15 protein-coding genes are annotated in these 17,959 nt (G+C 50.4%); 8 read left to right on the top strand and 7 right to left on the bottom strand.

Annotation, left to right across the window (positions count from 1 at the left end; translation table 11 throughout):
• Nucleotides 1–356 precede the first annotated feature (356 nt).
• Nucleotides 357–2,180 (bottom strand): ribosome-dependent GTPase TypA, encoded by a 1,824-nt coding sequence (typA, locus tag FN037_RS21970; RefSeq protein ID WP_138359646.1) that lies wholly within the window; start codon nucleotides 2,178–2,180, stop codon nucleotides 357–359.
• Nucleotides 2,181–2,558: 378 nt separating this feature from the next.
• On the opposite strand from typA, the gene glnA reads away from it, so the two are divergent.
• The 4 genes from glnA to FN037_RS21990 all read left to right on the top strand — a co-directional run bounded on the left by glnA (nucleotide 2,559) and on the right by FN037_RS21990 (nucleotide 6,842).
• Nucleotides 2,559–3,968, top strand: coding sequence for a glutamate--ammonia ligase (glnA, locus tag FN037_RS21975; RefSeq protein WP_138359648.1), 1,410 nt, complete (start codon nucleotides 2,559–2,561; stop codon nucleotides 3,966–3,968).
• Nucleotides 3,969–4,154: 186 nt separating this feature from the next.
• Nucleotides 4,155–5,204, top strand: a complete 1,050-nt coding sequence (gene glnL, locus FN037_RS21980; protein ID WP_138359650.1) for a nitrogen regulation protein NR(II) — start codon at nucleotides 4,155–4,157, stop codon at nucleotides 5,202–5,204.
• 8 nt (nucleotides 5,205–5,212) lie between these two features.
• The gene (glnG, locus tag FN037_RS21985; protein WP_138359652.1) at nucleotides 5,213–6,622 is read left to right on the top strand and encodes a nitrogen regulation protein NR(I); all 1,410 of its coding nucleotides are present in this window, start codon (nucleotides 5,213–5,215) and stop codon (nucleotides 6,620–6,622) included.
• 109 nt (nucleotides 6,623–6,731) lie between these two features.
• On the top strand, nucleotides 6,732–6,842 hold the full coding sequence (locus FN037_RS21990) for a YshB family small membrane protein (RefSeq protein WP_138359654.1): 111 nt from the start codon (nucleotides 6,732–6,734) through the stop codon (nucleotides 6,840–6,842).
• Nucleotides 6,843–6,881: 39 nt separating this feature from the next.
• Here FN037_RS21990 and hemN read toward each other — a convergent pair whose 3' ends face one another.
• Together hemN and yihI are read right to left on the bottom strand one after the other, a co-directional pair.
• Nucleotides 6,882–8,255 (bottom strand): oxygen-independent coproporphyrinogen III oxidase, encoded by a 1,374-nt coding sequence (gene hemN, locus FN037_RS21995; RefSeq protein ID WP_138359656.1) that lies wholly within the window; start codon nucleotides 8,253–8,255, stop codon nucleotides 6,882–6,884.
• A gap of 188 nt (nucleotides 8,256–8,443) precedes the next feature.
• Complete coding sequence (gene yihI / locus FN037_RS22005) at nucleotides 8,444–8,953, bottom strand: Der GTPase-activating protein YihI (protein ID WP_142503156.1); 510 nt, start codon at nucleotides 8,951–8,953, stop codon at nucleotides 8,444–8,446.
• 589 nt (nucleotides 8,954–9,542) lie between these two features.
• On the opposite strand from yihI, the gene yihA reads away from it, so the two are divergent.
• Complete coding sequence (gene yihA / locus FN037_RS22010; RefSeq protein ID WP_138359662.1) at nucleotides 9,543–10,175, top strand: ribosome biogenesis GTP-binding protein YihA/YsxC; 633 nt, start codon at nucleotides 9,543–9,545, stop codon at nucleotides 10,173–10,175.
• Nucleotides 10,176–10,523: 348 nt separating this feature from the next.
• Here the strand turns inward: yihA and polA are convergent, their stop codons facing one another.
• Nucleotides 10,524–13,313 (bottom strand): DNA polymerase I, encoded by a 2,790-nt coding sequence (gene polA, locus FN037_RS22015; RefSeq protein ID WP_142503157.1) that lies wholly within the window; start codon nucleotides 13,311–13,313, stop codon nucleotides 10,524–10,526.
• 396 nt (nucleotides 13,314–13,709) lie between these two features.
• Between polA and FN037_RS22020 the strand changes: the two genes are divergently transcribed.
• The gene (locus tag FN037_RS22020) at nucleotides 13,710–14,609 is read left to right on the top strand and encodes an acyltransferase (protein WP_142503158.1); all 900 of its coding nucleotides are present in this window, start codon (nucleotides 13,710–13,712) and stop codon (nucleotides 14,607–14,609) included.
• A gap of 46 nt (nucleotides 14,610–14,655) precedes the next feature.
• Here FN037_RS22020 and dsbA read toward each other — a convergent pair whose 3' ends face one another.
• From dsbA to FN037_RS22035, 3 genes are all read right to left on the bottom strand, one after another.
• Entirely contained in the window at nucleotides 14,656–15,279 is a 624-nt protein-coding gene (gene dsbA / locus FN037_RS22025; RefSeq protein ID WP_138359668.1) for a thiol:disulfide interchange protein DsbA, read from the bottom strand.
• A 27-nt stretch (nucleotides 15,280–15,306) separates the two neighbouring features.
• Nucleotides 15,307–16,293 carry a serine/threonine protein kinase gene (locus FN037_RS22030; protein ID WP_142503159.1) on the bottom strand — a complete coding sequence of 329 codons (987 nt, stop codon included), beginning with the start codon at nucleotides 16,291–16,293 and terminating at the stop codon, nucleotides 15,307–15,309.
• Between the two features lie 75 nt (nucleotides 16,294–16,368).
• Complete coding sequence (locus tag FN037_RS22035) at nucleotides 16,369–16,638, bottom strand: YihD family protein (RefSeq protein ID WP_138359672.1); 270 nt, start codon at nucleotides 16,636–16,638, stop codon at nucleotides 16,369–16,371.
• A gap of 71 nt (nucleotides 16,639–16,709) precedes the next feature.
• On the opposite strand from FN037_RS22035, the gene mobA reads away from it, so the two are divergent.
• Both mobA and mobB read left to right on the top strand, forming a co-directional pair.
• Complete coding sequence (gene mobA / locus FN037_RS22040; RefSeq protein WP_142503160.1) at nucleotides 16,710–17,291, top strand: molybdenum cofactor guanylyltransferase MobA; 582 nt, start codon at nucleotides 16,710–16,712, stop codon at nucleotides 17,289–17,291.
• The gene (mobB, locus tag FN037_RS22045) at nucleotides 17,288–17,797 is read left to right on the top strand and encodes a molybdopterin-guanine dinucleotide biosynthesis protein MobB (protein WP_142503161.1); all 510 of its coding nucleotides are present in this window, start codon (nucleotides 17,288–17,290) and stop codon (nucleotides 17,795–17,797) included. Before mobA ends, mobB begins: the two co-directional genes overlap by 4 nt.
• The last annotated feature ends 162 nt before the right edge of the window (nucleotides 17,798–17,959 follow it).

The raw sequence follows: 17,959 nt of genomic DNA on the forward strand, positions 1-17,959 counted from the left end.
TAAAAAAAGAAAAATTATCAACAAGGGTTCTCTGAGCCCTTGTTTCAATAATAAATCTCACTCATAGGTTTACCCGTATTTATCCTGGTCTTTCGCTGAAACCACCTCAAATAATCAATAGCGTAGTAGTGTAAAATGATTTACGAATACCGTATTGCGTAAACCTGGTGACAAACAATACGTTAACCCCGCAGTAAAAACTGCATAAAATAATTACGTCAAATAGTCACAGTGAAGAAACAGGTAACGCCCCTGATACGATATAATTAGTCCCTATAACATAAACGCTAATCGCCATACCTAAAACCCATAAAAAAGCCGCTGATTATCAGCGGCTTTGGCAACAATCCGTTTAATTACTCTTCTTTCGCCCCACGCATAGCGCGTTTACGGTCGTTCTCGGTCAGATGACGTTTACGGATACGGACAGAAGTTGGGGTCACTTCCACCAGTTCGTCATCATCAATGAACTCCAGAGCCTGCTCCAGGGTCATCTTAACCGGCGGAACCAGAACTGTTGCTTCGTCAGTACCGGACGCACGCATGTTAGTCAGTTTCTTACCGGTCAGGCAGTTTACCGTCAGGTCGTTAGAACGGCTGTGAATACCGATAATCTGGCCTTCGTAAACTTCTGCACCGTGGCCGAGGAACAGCTTACCGCGATCCTGCAGGCTGAACAGGGCGAACGCGACGGCTTTACCCTGACCGTTGGAGATCAGTACACCGTTCTGACGCTGGCCCACATCACCCGGACGAACGTCGTCGTAGTGGCTGAAGGTGGAGTACAGCAGACCGGTACCGGAGGTCATGGTCATAAATTCTGAACGGAAACCGATAAGCCCACGGCTTGGGATCACGTAGTCAAGACGTACGCGGCCTTTGCCATCCGGATTCATGTTTTTCAGATCGCCTTTACGCTCACCCAGTGCCTGCATCACAGACCCCTGGTGCTGCTCTTCAACGTCCAGCGTCACGTTTTCGAACGGCTCCTGCTTGCGGCCATCGATTTCGCGGAAGATAACTTTCGGGCGGGAAACCGCCATTTCGAAACCTTCACGACGCATGTTTTCAATAAGCACAGACAGGTGCAGCTCACCACGACCAGAAACGCGGAATGCGTCTGCATCCGGAGTTTCTTCAACGCGCAGCGCAACGTTGTGTACCAGCTCTTTATTCAGACGGTCAAGAATCTGACGCGAGGTCACGTACTTACCTTCTTTACCGCAGAACGGAGAGGTGTTAACACAGAAGAACATAGAAACAGTCGGCTCATCAACAGACAGCGCCGGCAGCGCTTCAACATTCTGCGTATCGCAGATGGTGTCGGAGATGTTCAGTTCGCCCAGACCAGTAATCGCGATGATGTCGCCTGCTTCCGCAAGGTCGCTGTCAATACGCTCCAGACCCAGGTGGGTCAGAACTTTACCGACTTTACCGTTACGCGTTTTACCTTCGCTATCAATGATAGTGACCTGCTGGTTCGGTTTTACTTTACCGCGTTTGATACGGCCGATACCGATAACGCCAACGTAGTTGTTGTAGTCCAGCTGAGAGATTTGCATCTGCAGCGGGCCATCCAGGTCAACGTCCGGCGCCGGTACGTGATCAACGATCGCCTGATACAGCGGAGTCATGTCTTCCGCCATATCTTCGTGATCCAGACCGGCGATACCGTTCAGCGCCGACGCGTAAACGATAGGGAAATCCAGCTGTTCGTCGGTTGCGTCGAGGTTAACGAACAGGTCGAATACCTGATCGACAACCCAGTCCGGACGCGCGCCAGGACGGTCAACTTTGTTGATAACAACAATCGGCTTCAGACCGTAGGCAAAAGCTTTCTTGGTGACGAAGCGCGTCTGCGGCATCGGGCCATCAAAGGCGTCAACCACCAGCAGCACAGAATCCACCATGGACATAACACGTTCAACTTCACCACCGAAGTCGGCGTGCCCAGGGGTATCAACGATGTTGATACGGTAATCATTCCATTTGATAGCGGTGTTTTTAGCGAGGATAGTAATCCCACGCTCTTTCTCCAAATCGTTGGAGTCCATCACTCGTTCTTGTGCTTCAGTACGCGCGTCGAACGTACCGGATTGCTGTAGCAGCTTATCAACCAGGGTAGTTTTACCATGGTCGACGTGCGCGATGATGGCGATATTACGCAGATTTTCGATCACAACTTTGCCTCAGGCATTAGAAATAGCGCGTTATTGTACACGGATTAATCGCGCTACAAAACAGGATCACAAACATCCTCCGCAAACAAGTATTGCAGAGATTCTTTGTGATCGCTTTCACGGAGCGTTAAAAGGGTTATTAAAATTATTTTGCACCAAAAAAGTGCTTCACGCTCACGTAAAAGCACTATATTGGTGCAATGCATTCATTTTGGTGCAACCCTTTTGCACGATGATGTGCATGATAACGCCTTTTGGGGGCAATTTAAAAGTTGGCACAGATTTCGCTTTGTATATTTTAAGGCAACAACGCCACTTTTAAGTAGTTAGAAAGTTTCGTTTCCACGACGACAATGACCAATCCGGGAGAGTTTAAGTATGTCCGCTGAACACGTTTTGACGATGCTGAACGAGCATGAAGTGAAGTTTGTCGATCTCCGCTTCACCGATACCAAAGGTAAAGAACAGCACGTTACTATTCCTTCTCATCAAGTAAATGCCGAATTCTTCGAAGAAGGCAAAATGTTTGATGGCTCCTCGATTGGCGGCTGGAAAGGTATTAACGAATCCGACATGGTTCTGATGCCGGATGCGACCACCGCGCTGATCGACCCGTTCTATGAAGAACCGACCCTGATCCTCCGTTGCGACATCCTGGAACCAGGCACCCTGCAAGGCTATGACCGCGACCCGCGCTCCATTGCTAAGCGTGCTGAAGAATATCTGCGTTCCACCGGCATTGCTGACACCGTACTGTTCGGGCCAGAACCAGAATTCTTCCTGTTCGATGACGTCCGTTTTGGTGCGTCCATCTCTGGTTCCCACGTTGCTATTGATGATATCGAAGGCGCATGGAACTCTGCCACCAAATATGAAGGCGGCAACAAAGGTCACCGTCCTGGCGTGAAAGGCGGTTACTTCCCGGTTCCACCCGTAGACTCTTCTCAGGATATCCGCTCTACCATGTGTATGATTCTGGAAGAGCTGGGCCTGGTTGTTGAAGCTCATCACCACGAAGTGGCGACTGCCGGTCAGAACGAAATCGCTACCCGCTTCAATACCATGACCAAAAAAGCGGACGAAATTCAGATCTATAAATACGTTGTGCACAACGTCGCGCATCGCTTCGGTAAAACCGCCACCTTTATGCCAAAACCGATGTTCGGCGATAACGGTTCCGGTATGCACTGCCACATGTCGCTGTCTAAAAATGGCGTAAACCTGTTCTCCGGTGATAAATACGCAGGCCTGTCTGAAGAAGCCTTGTACTACATTGGCGGCGTTATCAAACACGCTAAAGCGATTAACGCATTGTCTAACCCGACAACCAACTCCTACAAACGTCTGGTCCCGGGTTACGAAGCGCCGGTTATGCTGGCTTACTCTGCCCGTAACCGCTCCGCGTCTATCCGTATTCCGGTAGTTACCTCGCCGAAAGCGCGCCGTATCGAAGTTCGTTTCCCGGATCCGGCAGCCAACCCGTATCTGTGCTTTGCCGCTCTGCTGATGGCCGGTCTTGACGGAATCAAGAACAAAATCCATCCGGGCGAAGCTATGGACAAAAACCTGTACGATCTGCCGCCAGAAGAAGCGAACGAGATCCCACAGGTTGCAGGCTCTCTGGAAGAAGCACTGAATGCGCTGGACGCAGACCGTGAATTCCTGACCGCCGGTGGCGTATTCACTAACGACGCCATTGATGCTTACATTGCGCTGCGTACTGGGGAAAACGACCGCGTGCGTATGACTCCGCATCCGGTTGAGTTCGAACTGTACTACAGCGTCTAATTTTGCTGTAAATCCCTGGCGTTCCGTGTTGTGGCGTGGAGTACCAGGGATGTTTTGTTGCCGTGGAAACTTCAGCCCATCTCAGGATGGGCTTTTTTCTCCACCAACACGCTGATCTCATGAGCTTTTTATTTATAAAAAGCTATAATGCACTAAAATAGTGCACCTTTTTCAGGAGACTGTCAGATGGCAACAGGCACACTGCCCGATGCTGGGCAGATCCTTAACTCTTTAATCAACAGTATCTTACTGGTCAACGATGACCTGGAAGTTCATTACGCGAACCCGGCGGCGCAGCAGTTGCTGGCGCAAAGTTCACGCAAGCTGTTTGGTACGCCACTTCCAGAGCTGTTGAGCTATTTCTCGCTGAATATCGGCCTCATGCAAGAGAGCCTGGCGGCGGGTCAGGGATTTACCGATAACGAAGTGACGTTGGTTATTGACGGACGCTCGCACATCCTTTCCCTGACTGCGCAACGTTTGCCAGAAGGCTTTATTCTGCTGGAAATGGCCCCAATGGATAATCAGCGTCGCCTGAGCCAGGAACAGCTTCAGCAAGCCCAACAGGTCGCCGCACGAGATTTAGTGCGCGGTCTGGCCCACGAGATTAAAAATCCGCTGGGAGGGTTGCGCGGCGCGGCGCAACTGCTGAGCAAAGCGTTGCCCGATCCAACGCTGACGGAATACACCAAAGTTATTATTGAACAGGCCGATCGGTTAAGAAATCTGGTCGACCGTCTGCTGGGACCACAGCATCCGGGGATGCACGTAACAGAAAGTATCCACAAAGTTGCTGAGCGGGTGGTAAAGCTGGTATCGATGGAGTTGCCAGATAACGTCAAACTGGTTCGCGACTATGACCCGAGTCTGCCGGAACTCCCGCATGACCCGGATCAAATTGAACAAGTGCTGCTAAATATCGTGCGCAATGCGCTACAGGCACTGGGACCGGAAGGGGGTGAGATCACCCTGCGCACCCGAACAGCCTTCCAGCTCACTCTGCACGGCGTGCGTTACCGCCTCGCCGCACGCATTGATGTTGAAGATAACGGTCCAGGGATCCCATCCCACTTACAAGATACGCTGTTTTATCCGATGGTTAGCGGGCGTGAAGGCGGCACCGGACTCGGCCTGTCTATTGCCCGCAGCCTTATCGATCAGCACTCCGGCAAAATTGAATTTACCAGTTGGCCAGGGCATACCGAATTCTCGGTGTACCTGCCTATTCGGAAGTAGAGGTGTTTATGCAACGAGGGATAGCCTGGATCGTTGACGACGATAGCTCCATCCGTTGGGTGCTTGAACGCGCGCTCACCGGGGCAGGCTTGAGTTGTACAACATTTGAAAATGGCAACGAGGTGCTTAATGCCCTCACCACCAAAACCCCGGATGTTCTGCTGTCTGACATCCGTATGCCGGGGATGGATGGGTTAGCGCTACTAAAGCAGATTAAACAGCGTCATCCGATGCTCCCGGTCATCATCATGACAGCGCATTCGGATCTGGACGCCGCGGTTAGCGCCTATCAACAAGGCGCCTTTGATTATCTGCCGAAACCGTTTGATATTGATGAAGCGGTAGCGCTGGTTGATCGCGCGATTAGCCATTATCAGGAACAGCAGCAGCCACGTAATACGCCGATGAATAGCCCGACAGCCGATATTATCGGCGAAGCGCCGGCGATGCAGGATGTTTTTCGCATTATCGGCCGCCTGTCGCGCTCGTCAATCAGCGTGTTGATCAACGGAGAATCCGGTACCGGTAAAGAACTGGTCGCCCATGCGCTGCACCGCCACAGTCCGCGCGCGAAGGCCCCGTTTATTGCGCTAAATATGGCGGCTATCCCGAAGGATTTGATTGAATCAGAACTTTTCGGCCATGAGAAAGGCGCTTTTACCGGTGCGAATACCGTGCGTCAGGGGCGCTTTGAACAGGCAGATGGCGGCACGCTATTCCTTGACGAAATCGGCGATATGCCGCTGGACGTACAGACACGTCTGCTGCGTGTTCTGGCTGACGGTCAGTTTTATCGCGTAGGCGGATATGCTCCGGTGAAAGTGGATGTGCGTATCATCGCCGCTACCCACCAGAACCTTGAACTACGCGTGCAGGAAGGCAAATTTCGTGAGGATTTATTCCACCGCCTGAACGTCATTCGCGTCCATCTCCCACCGCTGCGCGAGCGGCGGGAGGATATTCCACGCCTGGCGCGGCATTTTCTGCAAATTGCCGCTCGTGAACTGGGCGTCGAAGCCAAGCTGCTACATCCGGAAACGGAAATGGCGCTGACCCGGCTGGCCTGGCCTGGTAACGTACGTCAGTTGGAAAATACCTGTCGCTGGCTGACAGTGATGGCCGCAAGCCAGGAGGTTCTGACTCAGGATCTTCCCAGCGAGCTGTTTGAAACCGCGGTACCGGATAATCCGACACAAATGCTACCGGATAGCTGGGCCACGCTGCTGGGACAATGGGCCGATCGCGCCTTGCGTTCTGGTCATCAAAACCTGCTATCGGAAGCACAGCCGGAAATGGAGCGTACATTGCTGACCACCGCGCTGCGCCATACTCAGGGCCATAAACAAGAAGCGGCGCGTCTGCTGGGGTGGGGGCGTAACACGCTGACGCGTAAGCTAAAAGAGTTAGGAATGGAGTAGCCGGGCGGAAGTGTGTAAAAAATAGTCACCCAGCGCAAACTGCTGCTATTTTGTACTTTACTGTTGCAGTGCATTGGGTATGATCTTGCCCGGAAAGACGGGGGAAATCATGCTTGAATCACTCATAAATATTATATCGAGCGGTGCTGCAGCCAGCCATACGCCGCAAACGGCGATAGCTGCCGTTCTGTGCGCAGCTATAGTTGGTCTGTTTAACTGATTCATTCACCCTCTCCTTGTTCGGGAGAGGGTGAGTGGTTTAAATCACCCGGGAAAACTGCTGCATCCGCGCTTTCTGGCGCAAATAAGCATCAAAACACATACAGATGTTGCGAATTAACAACCTGCCTTTTGCCGTCACCTGAATGCCTTTTTCGTTCACATCCACCAGCCCATCGTTAGCCAGCGGCGCCAGTAGCTGCAAATCCTGGGCAAAATAGCGGCCAAAATCTAACGCCCACTGCGCTTCTATCACGGAAAAATCGAGGCGGAAATTGCAGATGAGAGACTTAATGACATCACGACGAATACAGTCATCGCGAGTCAGCGCAATGCCGCGCCACAGCGCCGTTCCGGTTTCATCTACCTGCTGATAATATTTCTTCAGCTCTTTCTGATTCTGCGCATAGCAATCGCCAATCATACTGATCGCCGAGACGCCCAGTCCCAGCAGGTCGGTATCTCCCTGAGTGGTGTATCCCTGAAAATTGCGATGCAAAATGCCTTCACGTTGGGCTATCGCCAGTTCATCATCCGGACGAGCAAAATGGTCCATACCAATAAACTGATACCCCGCGGCCGTCAGCGAATCTATGGTCTCCTGCAGGATATCCAGCTTCTGCGCGGCCGAAGGTAAATCAACATCTTTGATTTTTCGCTGCGCGGCAAAAAGCGTCGGCAGATGAGCATAGTTAAAGACGCTCAGACGATCGGGGTTTAACTCCGCCACTTTCCGTAACGTAAAGGCAAAGCTCTGCGGCGTTTGCTTAGGCAAGCCGTAAATCAGATCAATATTGGTAGAGGTAAAGCCGATCTCGCGCGCATGGTTGAGCAGGGCGAAGATAAACGCTTCATCCTGCTCGCGATTCACCCGTTGCTGTACTTCTTTGTTGAAGTCCTGCACGCCCATACTCAGGCGGTTGAAGCCTTCAGCGCGTAAATGATCCAGTACATCAAGCTCGATTTCACGGGGATCGACCTCAATGGAAATCTCCGCATCGGCATTAAAATTAAAATGCGTTCGCAGCAACGTCATCAGACGGCTAATTTGCGCCTTGTTTAAATAGGTCGGCGTGCCGCCGCCCCAGTGCAGTTGACTCACCAGGCGACCAGCGAAAAGCGGGGCGCGATGAATAATCTCCTGCTCAAGGACATCCAGATACTGATCGGCTTTATGCTGCTGCCGGGTAACAATTTTATTGCAGCCGCAGAAATAGCACAGCTTATGGCAAAACGGGATATGTACATACAGCGATAAAGGTCGCTGCGGATAGCGGGCAACCGCTGCGTCAAATTCAGCGGCGCCAAATTCCGCAGAAAACTCCAGCGCAGTGGGATACGAAGTATAACGCGGCCCGGAATAGTTATATTTCTGGATCAGGGCCAGATCCCAGTCGATTAACTGCACAGACATGCTCACTCCTTCCGATGGTGCCGTCGGCGGGTACGCCGCGCCGGCCCAACCGCACCTCGGGTAATGAGCCGGTTGCGCAGCCAGCTTTTACGCCGCGACAACCGTCGTAGTTTAACGAATAACCACAGCAGATAACATATAACCAGAAGGGTTATAAGCAGGACCGGGAACCCGATGGGATGCAAATGTTAGTTTCCACCCTTCAGTAAGCGCATCATATCTTCTTTGCGCTCTTCCTCTTCCTCATCGTCGTCATCATCATCATAAGAGAGCCCAAGTTGCTGCATTAGCTCATCAATACGATCCAGTTGGGCATCCATCCATGTTTGCTCTTCAGCATTCAGGGTGTCGCCCTCTTCCAGACGTTCCAGCAGCGCGTCCAGGCGCTCATCATTCTCCAGCAAATCCAGCTCAGCCTGCGGTGAAAGCATAGGTTTCTCGCTCTTCGGTTTATGCTGCTTAACCGTTGGGGTACTGTCAGTCACGCCCAACGGGATCGGTTTTTTACTGCCAATTCGGGGATCATGCTGTTGGCCCTGCTTTTTACTCGCTGAAGCAGTTTGAGCGCCGGTCATACGACTACCTGGCGCATGACCGCGATGCTTCTTCTGATGCTTACGCTCGCGGGCTTCCTGGTTCAATTCTTCGCGCGTTTTACGACTTTTTTTGCCATGAGGTACGGATGACGGTTTTTTCATAATGTGTAATCTTCAGGCCATTTTCTTCAGTATAGAATTGAGGCGGAATCTAGCAGAAAGCAAGCAAAGAAAAAAGGCGACAGATTACTCTGCCGCCTTTTTCCGCACTGATAACCCTTAATGGGCTTCCACTTTCCATGTTAGCTCACGACACACCCTGTCTTTCCTTTAGCTACCCACGATCCCTGTTACGTCCATTTCCTTGTTAAAACGTCTTCCCAGACGCGTGTCATCCTGACAATCGGTGGTCTTCACCTTCCTGGAGCTTCCTGACCCCTCATCCTGAGTCGCAATCCTGATAAGCATCCTCGCCCTTCATTGCTACTTTACTGGTTTGAGAAAAACCTACAACCCGCTGTACAAGAAAAACACAGATTTAAGAATTTTCCATCAATTTAATCTGATGATTTATAAACGGTTGTATAATTTACGCTCGGTTTTTTCTCATGAATTTCTTATATATACAGTAGTCAATGTCTTACAAAACATATGGCCTTTGCCTGCACGGTCATGCACGGTTAAAAACAGTCTTTTTCTGCTGTTCAGGTATAATCCCCCACTATAACCTGATTTTACGGAGACGACCGTCTTGACCAACTGGAATTATCAACTGACGCATTTTGTCACGAGTGCGCCGGATATCCGCCATCTTCCTGCAGATACGGGTATCGAAGTGGCATTTGCTGGCCGCTCCAATGCCGGGAAATCCAGCGCCCTGAACACGTTGACTAACCAGAAAAACCTGGCGCGCACATCAAAAACGCCAGGTCGTACACAGCTCATCAACTTGTTTGAAGTCGCTGAAGGCAAACGCCTGGTCGACCTGCCTGGCTATGGTTATGCACAGGTCCCGGAGGAGATGAAAATCAAATGGCAGCGCGCCCTGGGTGAATATCTGGAGAAGCGCCTGTGTCTGAAAGGCCTGGTCGTACTGATGGATATTCGCCATCCGCTAAAAGATCTCGATCAGCAGATGATCCAATGGGCCGTTGAAAGCAATATACCGGTTCTGGTGTTACTCACTAAGGCCGACAAGCTGGCCAGCGGGGCGCGTAAAGCGCAGATCAACCTGGTACGCGAGGCGGTGGTCGCTTTTAACGGTGATGTTCAGGTGGAAGCCTTTTCTTCACTGAAAAAGCAGGGGGTGGATAAACTGCGCCAGAAGCTGGATAGCTGGTATAGCGATCTCCCTCCTCAGGAAGCGCCTGAAGACGAGAAATAATTTTCCCCGTTTCCCCGGATAACAGCGCGCAGAGTTTTATCCGGGCCGTCCCTTCGCTATCATCCAGATGGCAAAAATTTTCTTGTGCGCAATAAAAAACGCCCCGGTCATAAATGACCGGGGCGGCTAAAATATTCAGCCAAATCCGATTACGTGAAGTAAAAGGTCTGAAAGATAGAACATCTTACCTCTGTACCCTACGTCTTTAACTCTACTCTTCTTTCAGTTACGGATAAAGCATTTTTTGTAGTTTTTTTTCATTCTTTACATAGCAAATTCAAATGATCATCACAAAAAGCGATAAGTTATGTTGCTCACTTACAAAAAATGGCCTTACCCGTCGCGTATTTAGTGCGCTTGATCCCAGTTATCTCCGCTTCCAACTTCGACCAACAGCGGAACCGCCAGCGTCGTACTGCTTTCCATCAGCTCATGGACCTTCTTCGCTACGGCATCCAGGTCATCTTTATGCACTTCGAAAACTAATTCATCGTGTACCTGCATGATCATACGTACGCGGGGTTTTTCACTCAGTAACCAGTTATCGACTGCGATCATCGCTCGCTTAATAATGTCCGCAGCGGTACCTTGCATCGGGGCATTGATCGCCGCACGCTCGGCACCTGCGCGCCGTGCGCCGTTGCTGGATTTAATATCAGGAAGATAAAGGCGGCGGCCATCCAGAGTTTCGACGTACCCCTGTTCTTTTGCCTGCGCCCGCGTACGCTCCATATATTCCAGTACGCCAGGATAGCGCTCAAAGTAGAGATCCATATATTTTTGTGCTTCTTTTCGCGGAATATTGAGCTGCCGCGCGAGACCAAACGCGCTCATGCCGTAAATCAGGCCAAAGTTGATCGCCTTCGCACTGCGACGCTGCTCACTACTTACGCTATCCAGAGGCAAGCCAAAGACCTCTGCCGCGGTGGCCCGGTGGATATCCTTACCTTCTGCAAACGCGGTTAACAGTCCCTTATCGCGAGACAAATGCGCCATGATACGCAGCTCAATTTGCGAATAGTCGGCAGAAACAATCAGATAGTCTTCCGGAGCGATAAATGCCTGGCGAATGCGGCGCCCTTCATCGTTGCGTACCGGAATATTTTGCAGGTTCGGGTCGGTGGACGACAGGCGCCCCGTTGCGGTAACCGCCTGATGATAGGAAGTATGCACCCGACCCGTTTTCGGGTTAATCATCAGCGGCAGCTTATCGGTATAGGTAGATTTGAGTTTCGCCAGTCCCCGATATTCCAGAATCACTTTCGGCAGCGGATAATCCAGCGCCAGCTCTTCCAGCACCTCTTCCGATGTAGATGGCGCGCCGCCCGGGGTTTTCTTGAGCGGTTTAATCCCTTGTTTTTCAAACAAGATTGTTTGCAGTTGCTTTGGTGAAGAGAGGTTAAACTCTTCACCAGCGATCTCGTAGGCCTTTTGCTCCAGTTCAACCAGACGTTTAGCGATTTCCTGAGAATGCGCATGCAGCACGGCCGGATCAATCTTCACGCCATTGCGCTCAACGCGCGAAAGCACCGGAACCAGCGGCATTTCGATATTTTTAAAGACGTTCAGCGGCCCTTCGTTCTGCTGAAGTTTTGGCCACATTTTCAAATGCAGTTGCAGAGTGACATCAGCATCTTCCGCTGCGTAACGACCCGCTTCTTCCAGCGCGATCTGGTTAAATGTGAGCTGATTTTTCCCCTTGCCGGCAATCTCTTCAAAGGTAATCGTTTTGTGATTTAGCCAGCGCGCGGAGAGGCTATCCATATCATGGCGACCCGCTACGCTGTCGAGAATATAGGATTCCAGCATGGTATCAAACGCGATACCGCGCAGCTCAATGCCGTAGTTAGCCAGAATCCCCCGGTCATACTTGAGATTCTGCCCAACCTTCAGAATATTATTGTCTTCCAGCAGCGGTTTCAGCAGCGCCAGCACACGATCCCGCGGGATCTGATCCGGCGCATCCAGATAATCATGGGCGACCGGTACATAAGCCGCCATGCCCGGCTCAACGGCGAAGGACAGACCAACCATATTGGCAGAAACGTTATCCAGGCTGTCGGTCTCGGTATCAAAAGCGAAGAGCGGCGCTTGCTTCAGTTTTGCGATCCACGTCGTCAGCGTTTCTTCATCGAGAATCGTGACATAATTTTCAGCGGAGAGCGCCGTCGCCGCTGGCTCTTCTTTATCTGTCACCTCAGCAACGGCTTCCAGCGGCTTCGCCGCTGGCCTGGTCCCCTTCGCCTGCAGCCACTTGCCGGATTCAACATCAGTGATCCAGCGTTTGAATTCATATTTTTTAAACAGCGCCAGCAGTTCATCCGCGACCGGTTGTGCAACCAGTAGCTCTTCACAACCCAACTCCAGCTCAACGTCAGTTTTAATCGTCGCCAGCTGATAAGAGAGATATGCCACCTCTTTATTTTGTTCCAGCTTCGCCGCCATCGTTTTCGCGCCACGGAAGCTCAGTGCGGCGATTTTTTCAGGCTCAGCATATAACGTATCAAGACCGCCCAGCCCCTGTAGCAATGCCTGCGCGGTCTTTTCTCCCACACCCGGCACGCCCGGAATGTTGTCCGACGAATCGCCCATAAGGGCAAGGAAATCAATGATCAACTCCGGCGGTACGCCATATTTCGTCACCACTTCATCCGGGCCAAGGATGGTGTTGGTCATCGTGTTGATCAGGGTAATTCCCGGCGTAACCAGTTGGGCCATATCTTTATCGCCGGTACTGATCAGCACCGGACGGCCCGCCTTTTCTGCTTCACGCGCCAGAGTGCCGATTACATCGTCAGCTTCTACGCCAGGAACAGCCATCAGCGGCAGGCCCATTGCTTTCACCATGGCATGCAACGGCTCGATCTGCGCCCGCAGATCGTCCGGCATCGGTGGACGATGAGATTTATAGTGCTCAAACAGTTCATCACGGAACGTCTTCCCTTTGGCATCAAAAACGACGACGGCGTGAGTCGGTTGATACTGCAGAATCAGGCTACGCAGCATATTCAGCACGCCATACATTGCGCCTGTCGGTTCACCGGCGCTGTTAGTCAGCGGGGGAAACGCATGATATGCCCGGTAAAGGTAAGAGGAGCCGTCAACGAGGATGAGAGGGTTTTCTGGGATCTGAACCATAATTTCCGTGCCTGTTTATCAGATTATCGGTAAAGGATGCCACAGACGGGCATTAAATCCTGAATTTTTCCCACATTTCGTCGAAAAGATTCGCCGTAGCTGGCGAGGGTGTTGCACATTAATCTGTGGATAACTTTGTGTATATTTTTATAACCAGAGCTATCCGGAGCAGAACAGCACAGCACACATATCAATTATTCATTATTTTTCAAAGCATTATATTTATAGTTGTATCGTTAATATCATTATGATGACTCAATGTTCCATGTGGATATAAGATCCAGAAATTTTTCTGTTCTGGTAACAACCGTCATTTACTGTATTTTCTGATAAAATCAGCCCCTTACGTTGTTTAAATGCGTTCTTTGTCAGCCTAACTTTCTGAATAAATTAACTATGTCGAGATTACTCGCTGCGATAACGTTTCCGTTGAGTATCGCCCTTACCATCGTAGTCACCATAATCTGTTCCGTACCGATCATCGTTGCCGGACTGATTAAACTTCTAGTGCCTATTCCACCGGTCTGGCGCTCGATATCCGTTTTTTGCAATTTCATGATGTATTGCTGGTGTGAAGGGTTGGCGCTACTGCTATATCTTAATCCCTGGCTAAAATGGGACGTTCAGGGCCTTGAGGGGCTGAGTAAGAAAAACTGGTATCTGCTAATCAGCAACCATCACAGTTGGGCGGATATCGTGGTGCTCTGCGTGCTGTTTCGCAAACATATCCCGATGAATAAATACTTCCTTAAACAGCAACTGGCCTGGGTGCCGTTCATTGGCCTTGCCTGCTGGGCGCTGGATATGCCCTTTATGCGCCGGTACTCACGTGGTTATTTAATTCGTCATCCGGAGCGTCGCGGCAAAGATGTCGAGACTACGCGCCGATCCTGCGAGAAATTCCGTACCCATCCAACGACTATTGTTAACTTTGTTGAAGGCTCGCGTTTTACACCAGAAAAGCAGCGTCAGACACGTTCGCCGTATAATAATTTATTGGCCCCAAAGGCGGCGGGAATCGCGATGGCATTGAGCGTTCTGGGCTCGCAGTTTGATAAGCTGCTGAATGTGACTTTATGCTATCCGGAGAACGACCAACAGCCATTTTACGACATGCTAAGCGGCCGACTGACGCGGATTGTGGTGCGAGTCAGTCTTGAGCCTGTTACTGAAGATCTGCATGGCGATTATGTGAATGATAAAAATTTTAAGCGCCGCTTTCAGCGTTGGCTAAATACGCTGTGGGAAGAAAAGGATCGGCAGTTAACAGAAATAATGCGGCTGAGGAAAAAATAATTTTTCTCGCAAACAACAACGCCGGTCAGTGACCGGCGTTCAGTTTTTACTTCTTCTCAACTAACTGTTTAACAGTATCAGCATATTGGGCAACGAATGCATCCATATTGCTGGTATCCATCCCTTGTGGGTTGAGCTGATATTTACCGTTAACGTACATTGCTGGTACGCCCTGCAGTTGAAAATCAGCCGCAGCTTTCTCTTGCTGAGCCACCAGAGACTTCACTACAAAGCTGTTCCAGGCTGCATCGTATTCTTCCCCTTTCACACCAGCATCAACGAAGACTTTACGGATATCCGCCACGGTCTGCACGGTCTGCGTTTTCTGTACCGCTTCAAACATTGGAACGGTAATTTTATCTTCCACACCCAGCGCCATGGCCACAGCCCAGGCATGGGTTAGATCCTTGCCCAATGGGCCGAGGAAGTCGACGTGGTATTTCGTCATTTTGACGCCTTCAGGCAGCTTTTTCTTCACGTTATCTGAAACATGAAGTACCTCTTCGAACTGGTAGCAGTGCGGGCAGTAGAACGAGAAGAACTCAAGCACCTGCGGCTCGCCAGCAACGGGCTTATCAAGGGTAATATATTGCTTACCATCGGTGATCTGGGCAGCGGATGCACTAAAAGCCAGAATCATACCAGCCAGCGCCAGCCAAATTTTTTTCATGATTAATTCTCTCCTGGGTATATCACATTAATACATTGGCGTTAACTGAAGAGGGGGTTCCTGCAGAACCTTCACCTGCTCAAGAAAAGTTGTTATCTGCCCGCGCCAGTAATCTTCCCCGGTTAACCATGGGAAATTGACGGGAAAAGCGGGATCGTTCCAGCGTCTGAGCAACCACGCCAGATAATAAACTAACCGCATTGCGCGTAAAGGTTCGATGAGCGCGATTTCATCTGTATTGAAAGCACTGAACTCTTCATACGCTTCAATGATCATTTCCAGTTGCATGCGCTGCTCGGCTTTATCACCATTCAACAGCATCCAGAGATCCTGAACAGCCGGGCCATTTCGTGAGTCATCTAAATCAACAAACAGGGGACCATCGCGCCAGAGTATGTTTCCCGCGTGGCAATCACCATGCAAACGCAAAATATTGGCGCTCCCGTGCCATCGTGCCATTACCGCATCAATCAGCTTGTCGGCAGCGCTAAGAAAAGCCTCTTTAAGCGTGGCAGGAATAAGCCTGGAGTGCTCAAAGACCTGGCGCGGCTCAAGGAGATACTCATTGATGCCAATATCAGGACGAGCAACAAAACGCTGTTTACGTCCCGTTTGATGCATGCGGCCCAGATAGCGCCCAACCCATTCCATCTGATCAAGGTTATCCGCCTCAAACTGGCGTCCGCCCAGACTTGGAAAAACGGCGAAAAAGAACCCCTGATGCTGGTGAAGCGTATTTTCGTTAAACGATAATGGCGCGGCAACGGGAACGTCGTCCTGGACAAGCTGAAGGGAAAACTGGTGTTCTTCGAGAATTTGTGCTGCGGACCAGCGTTCAGGACGATAGAATTTCACCACATAACGGTGACGATCTTCGTCCTGAAACTGGTAAACGCGGTTCTCATAGCTGTTAAGCGGCGTGAGACCGGAATCCACCCGCATTCCCAGATTAAACAGACCATCAATGATGGTATCCGGGTGAAGCGTCTGAAAAGTAAAAGCCTTATCGTGCATCCTGACATCCGATAATCGTACGAATGATTCAGGATATCATCTCATTGCCCGTTCTGCGGCAGCGCTTACAACCTTTTACTCTTTAATTACGCCACGAGCACGTAGCAAGGCGGTTTTGAAATCCTCTTCATAATCTTTCTGAATGCCAGGAATAACGGCTTCTTTCGCAGAGTCGCGCATTTTCAGATGATAAATCAGAATATCGTCGGAAAGATCGCTCAATTCACCGGTATAACCCGCCTCTTTTGCCAGTTTTTGCAAGAATTGCATTAAATTCAGTTCAGGATCTTTCTGCCAGGCTGGCTGGAGAAGCTCAATGACTTCATTCAGGCGTTTACATTTCATAGCGTTGCTCCTTACTCTTAATATGAATACGTTAGCAGGGACAATCCCACAATGAAAGAGGCGATATTAATATGCAGGGCGAGGTAATAACCGGTGTTGTGCTGGCCGGAGGACGGGCCACACGCATGGGCGGGATAGATAAAGGATTGCAGTTGCTAAACGGTAAGGCCTTGTGGCGTCACGTCGCAGATGCGTTAGAACCCCAGGTAACAAACCTGGTGGTTAGCGCTAATCGCAATCTTGATCGCTGGCAAAAAAGCGGTTACCCGATTATTACTGACAGCCTGAACAATTTTCCTGGCCCGCTCGCCGGAATGCTGTCTGTTATGCAACAAGTCGACAATGAGTGGTTTCTGTTTTGCCCATGTGATACACCATTTATCCCCCCATTTCTCGCAGAGCGCTTAATACAGCAGAAAGAATCGTCCCCGGCCGTTTGGGTACATGACGGTGCACGCGATCATCCTGCGATTGCTTTAGTGAACCGAGAGGTAATTCCAGAACTGGAAACTTATCTGGCCGCAGGCGAGCGGCGCGTGATGGTATTTATGCGCAAAATTACCGGGCATTCTGTCGATTTTAGCGATGTAAAATCAGCATTTATTAACGTCAACACGCTTGAGGATCTACAAAGTATGCAGGAACCATCATGATCCCTCTTTTAGCGATTTCCGCCTGGAGCGGTACGGGTAAGACGACGTTATTAAAGAAATTAATTCCGGCATTATGCGCGGAAGGCTTACGCCCGGGACTCATTAAACATACGCATCACGATATGGATGTGGACAAACCTGGTAAAGACAGTTATGAGCTACGTAAAGCCGGGGCAGCTCAGACGATTGTCGCCAGTTCACAGCGTTGGGCGTTAATGACGGAAACGCCTGATAAACCTGTTCTGGATCTTAACTGGCTGGTTAGCAGAATGGATACATCAACGTTAGATTTGGTGCTGGTGGAAGGTTTTAAGCATGAATCTGTGCCTAAGATTTTACTTTATCGGCAAAACGGCAGGCATAGCGCGGAAGAGTTGGTATTTGATGAGCATGTCATTGCGGTGGCCAGTGATATTCCTGTCGGAACATCACTGCCAGTGTTAGATCTAAATGATATTCCGCAGATCGCCGCGTTTATTATGCAGTGGTTAAAATGGCGAGATTAGAATGGTAGATATTTCAGTATTTCGCCATGCTTTATAACCCTGCGAGCAGTTAACGATCTTTTCAGGTGGCGAAAACGCAAAAAGGCCATCCGTGAGGATAGCCTTTTCACTTATCTGATGCCTGGCAGTTTATGGCGGGCGTCCTGCCCGCCACCCTCCGGG

This window comes from Klebsiella sp. 2680 (assembly GCF_900198535.1).
Lineage (GTDB): Bacteria > Pseudomonadota > Gammaproteobacteria > Enterobacterales > Enterobacteriaceae > Klebsiella > Klebsiella indica.

Excerpts from the sequence above, each read along its gene's own strand:
- yihI (WP_142503156.1), bottom strand. The coding sequence starts at position 8,953 with ATGAAAAAACCGTCATCCGTACCTCATGGCAAAAAAAGTCGTAAAACG.
- mobA (WP_142503160.1), top strand. The coding sequence starts at position 16,710 with ATGCAGGGCGAGGTAATAACCGGTGTTGTGCTGGCCGGAGGACGGGCC.
- polA (WP_142503157.1), bottom strand. The coding sequence starts at position 13,313 with ATGGTTCAGATCCCAGAAAACCCTCTCATCCTCGTTGACGGCTCCTCT.
- dsbA (WP_138359668.1), bottom strand. The coding sequence starts at position 15,279 with ATGAAAAAAATTTGGCTGGCGCTGGCTGGTATGATTCTGGCTTTTAGT.
- FN037_RS22035 (WP_138359672.1), bottom strand. The coding sequence starts at position 16,638 with ATGAAATGTAAACGCCTGAATGAAGTCATTGAGCTTCTCCAGCCAGCC.
- glnL (WP_138359650.1), top strand. The coding sequence starts at position 4,155 with ATGGCAACAGGCACACTGCCCGATGCTGGGCAGATCCTTAACTCTTTA.
- glnA (WP_138359648.1), top strand. The coding sequence starts at position 2,559 with ATGTCCGCTGAACACGTTTTGACGATGCTGAACGAGCATGAAGTGAAG.
- glnG (WP_138359652.1), top strand. The coding sequence starts at position 5,213 with ATGCAACGAGGGATAGCCTGGATCGTTGACGACGATAGCTCCATCCGT.
- FN037_RS22030 (WP_142503159.1), bottom strand. The coding sequence starts at position 16,293 with ATGCACGATAAGGCTTTTACTTTTCAGACGCTTCACCCGGATACCATC.
- FN037_RS21990 (WP_138359654.1), top strand. The coding sequence starts at position 6,732 with ATGCTTGAATCACTCATAAATATTATATCGAGCGGTGCTGCAGCCAGC.
- mobB (WP_142503161.1), top strand. The coding sequence starts at position 17,288 with ATGATCCCTCTTTTAGCGATTTCCGCCTGGAGCGGTACGGGTAAGACG.
- FN037_RS22020 (WP_142503158.1), top strand. The coding sequence starts at position 13,710 with ATGTCGAGATTACTCGCTGCGATAACGTTTCCGTTGAGTATCGCCCTT.
- hemN (WP_138359656.1), bottom strand. The coding sequence starts at position 8,255 with ATGTCTGTGCAGTTAATCGACTGGGATCTGGCCCTGATCCAGAAATAT.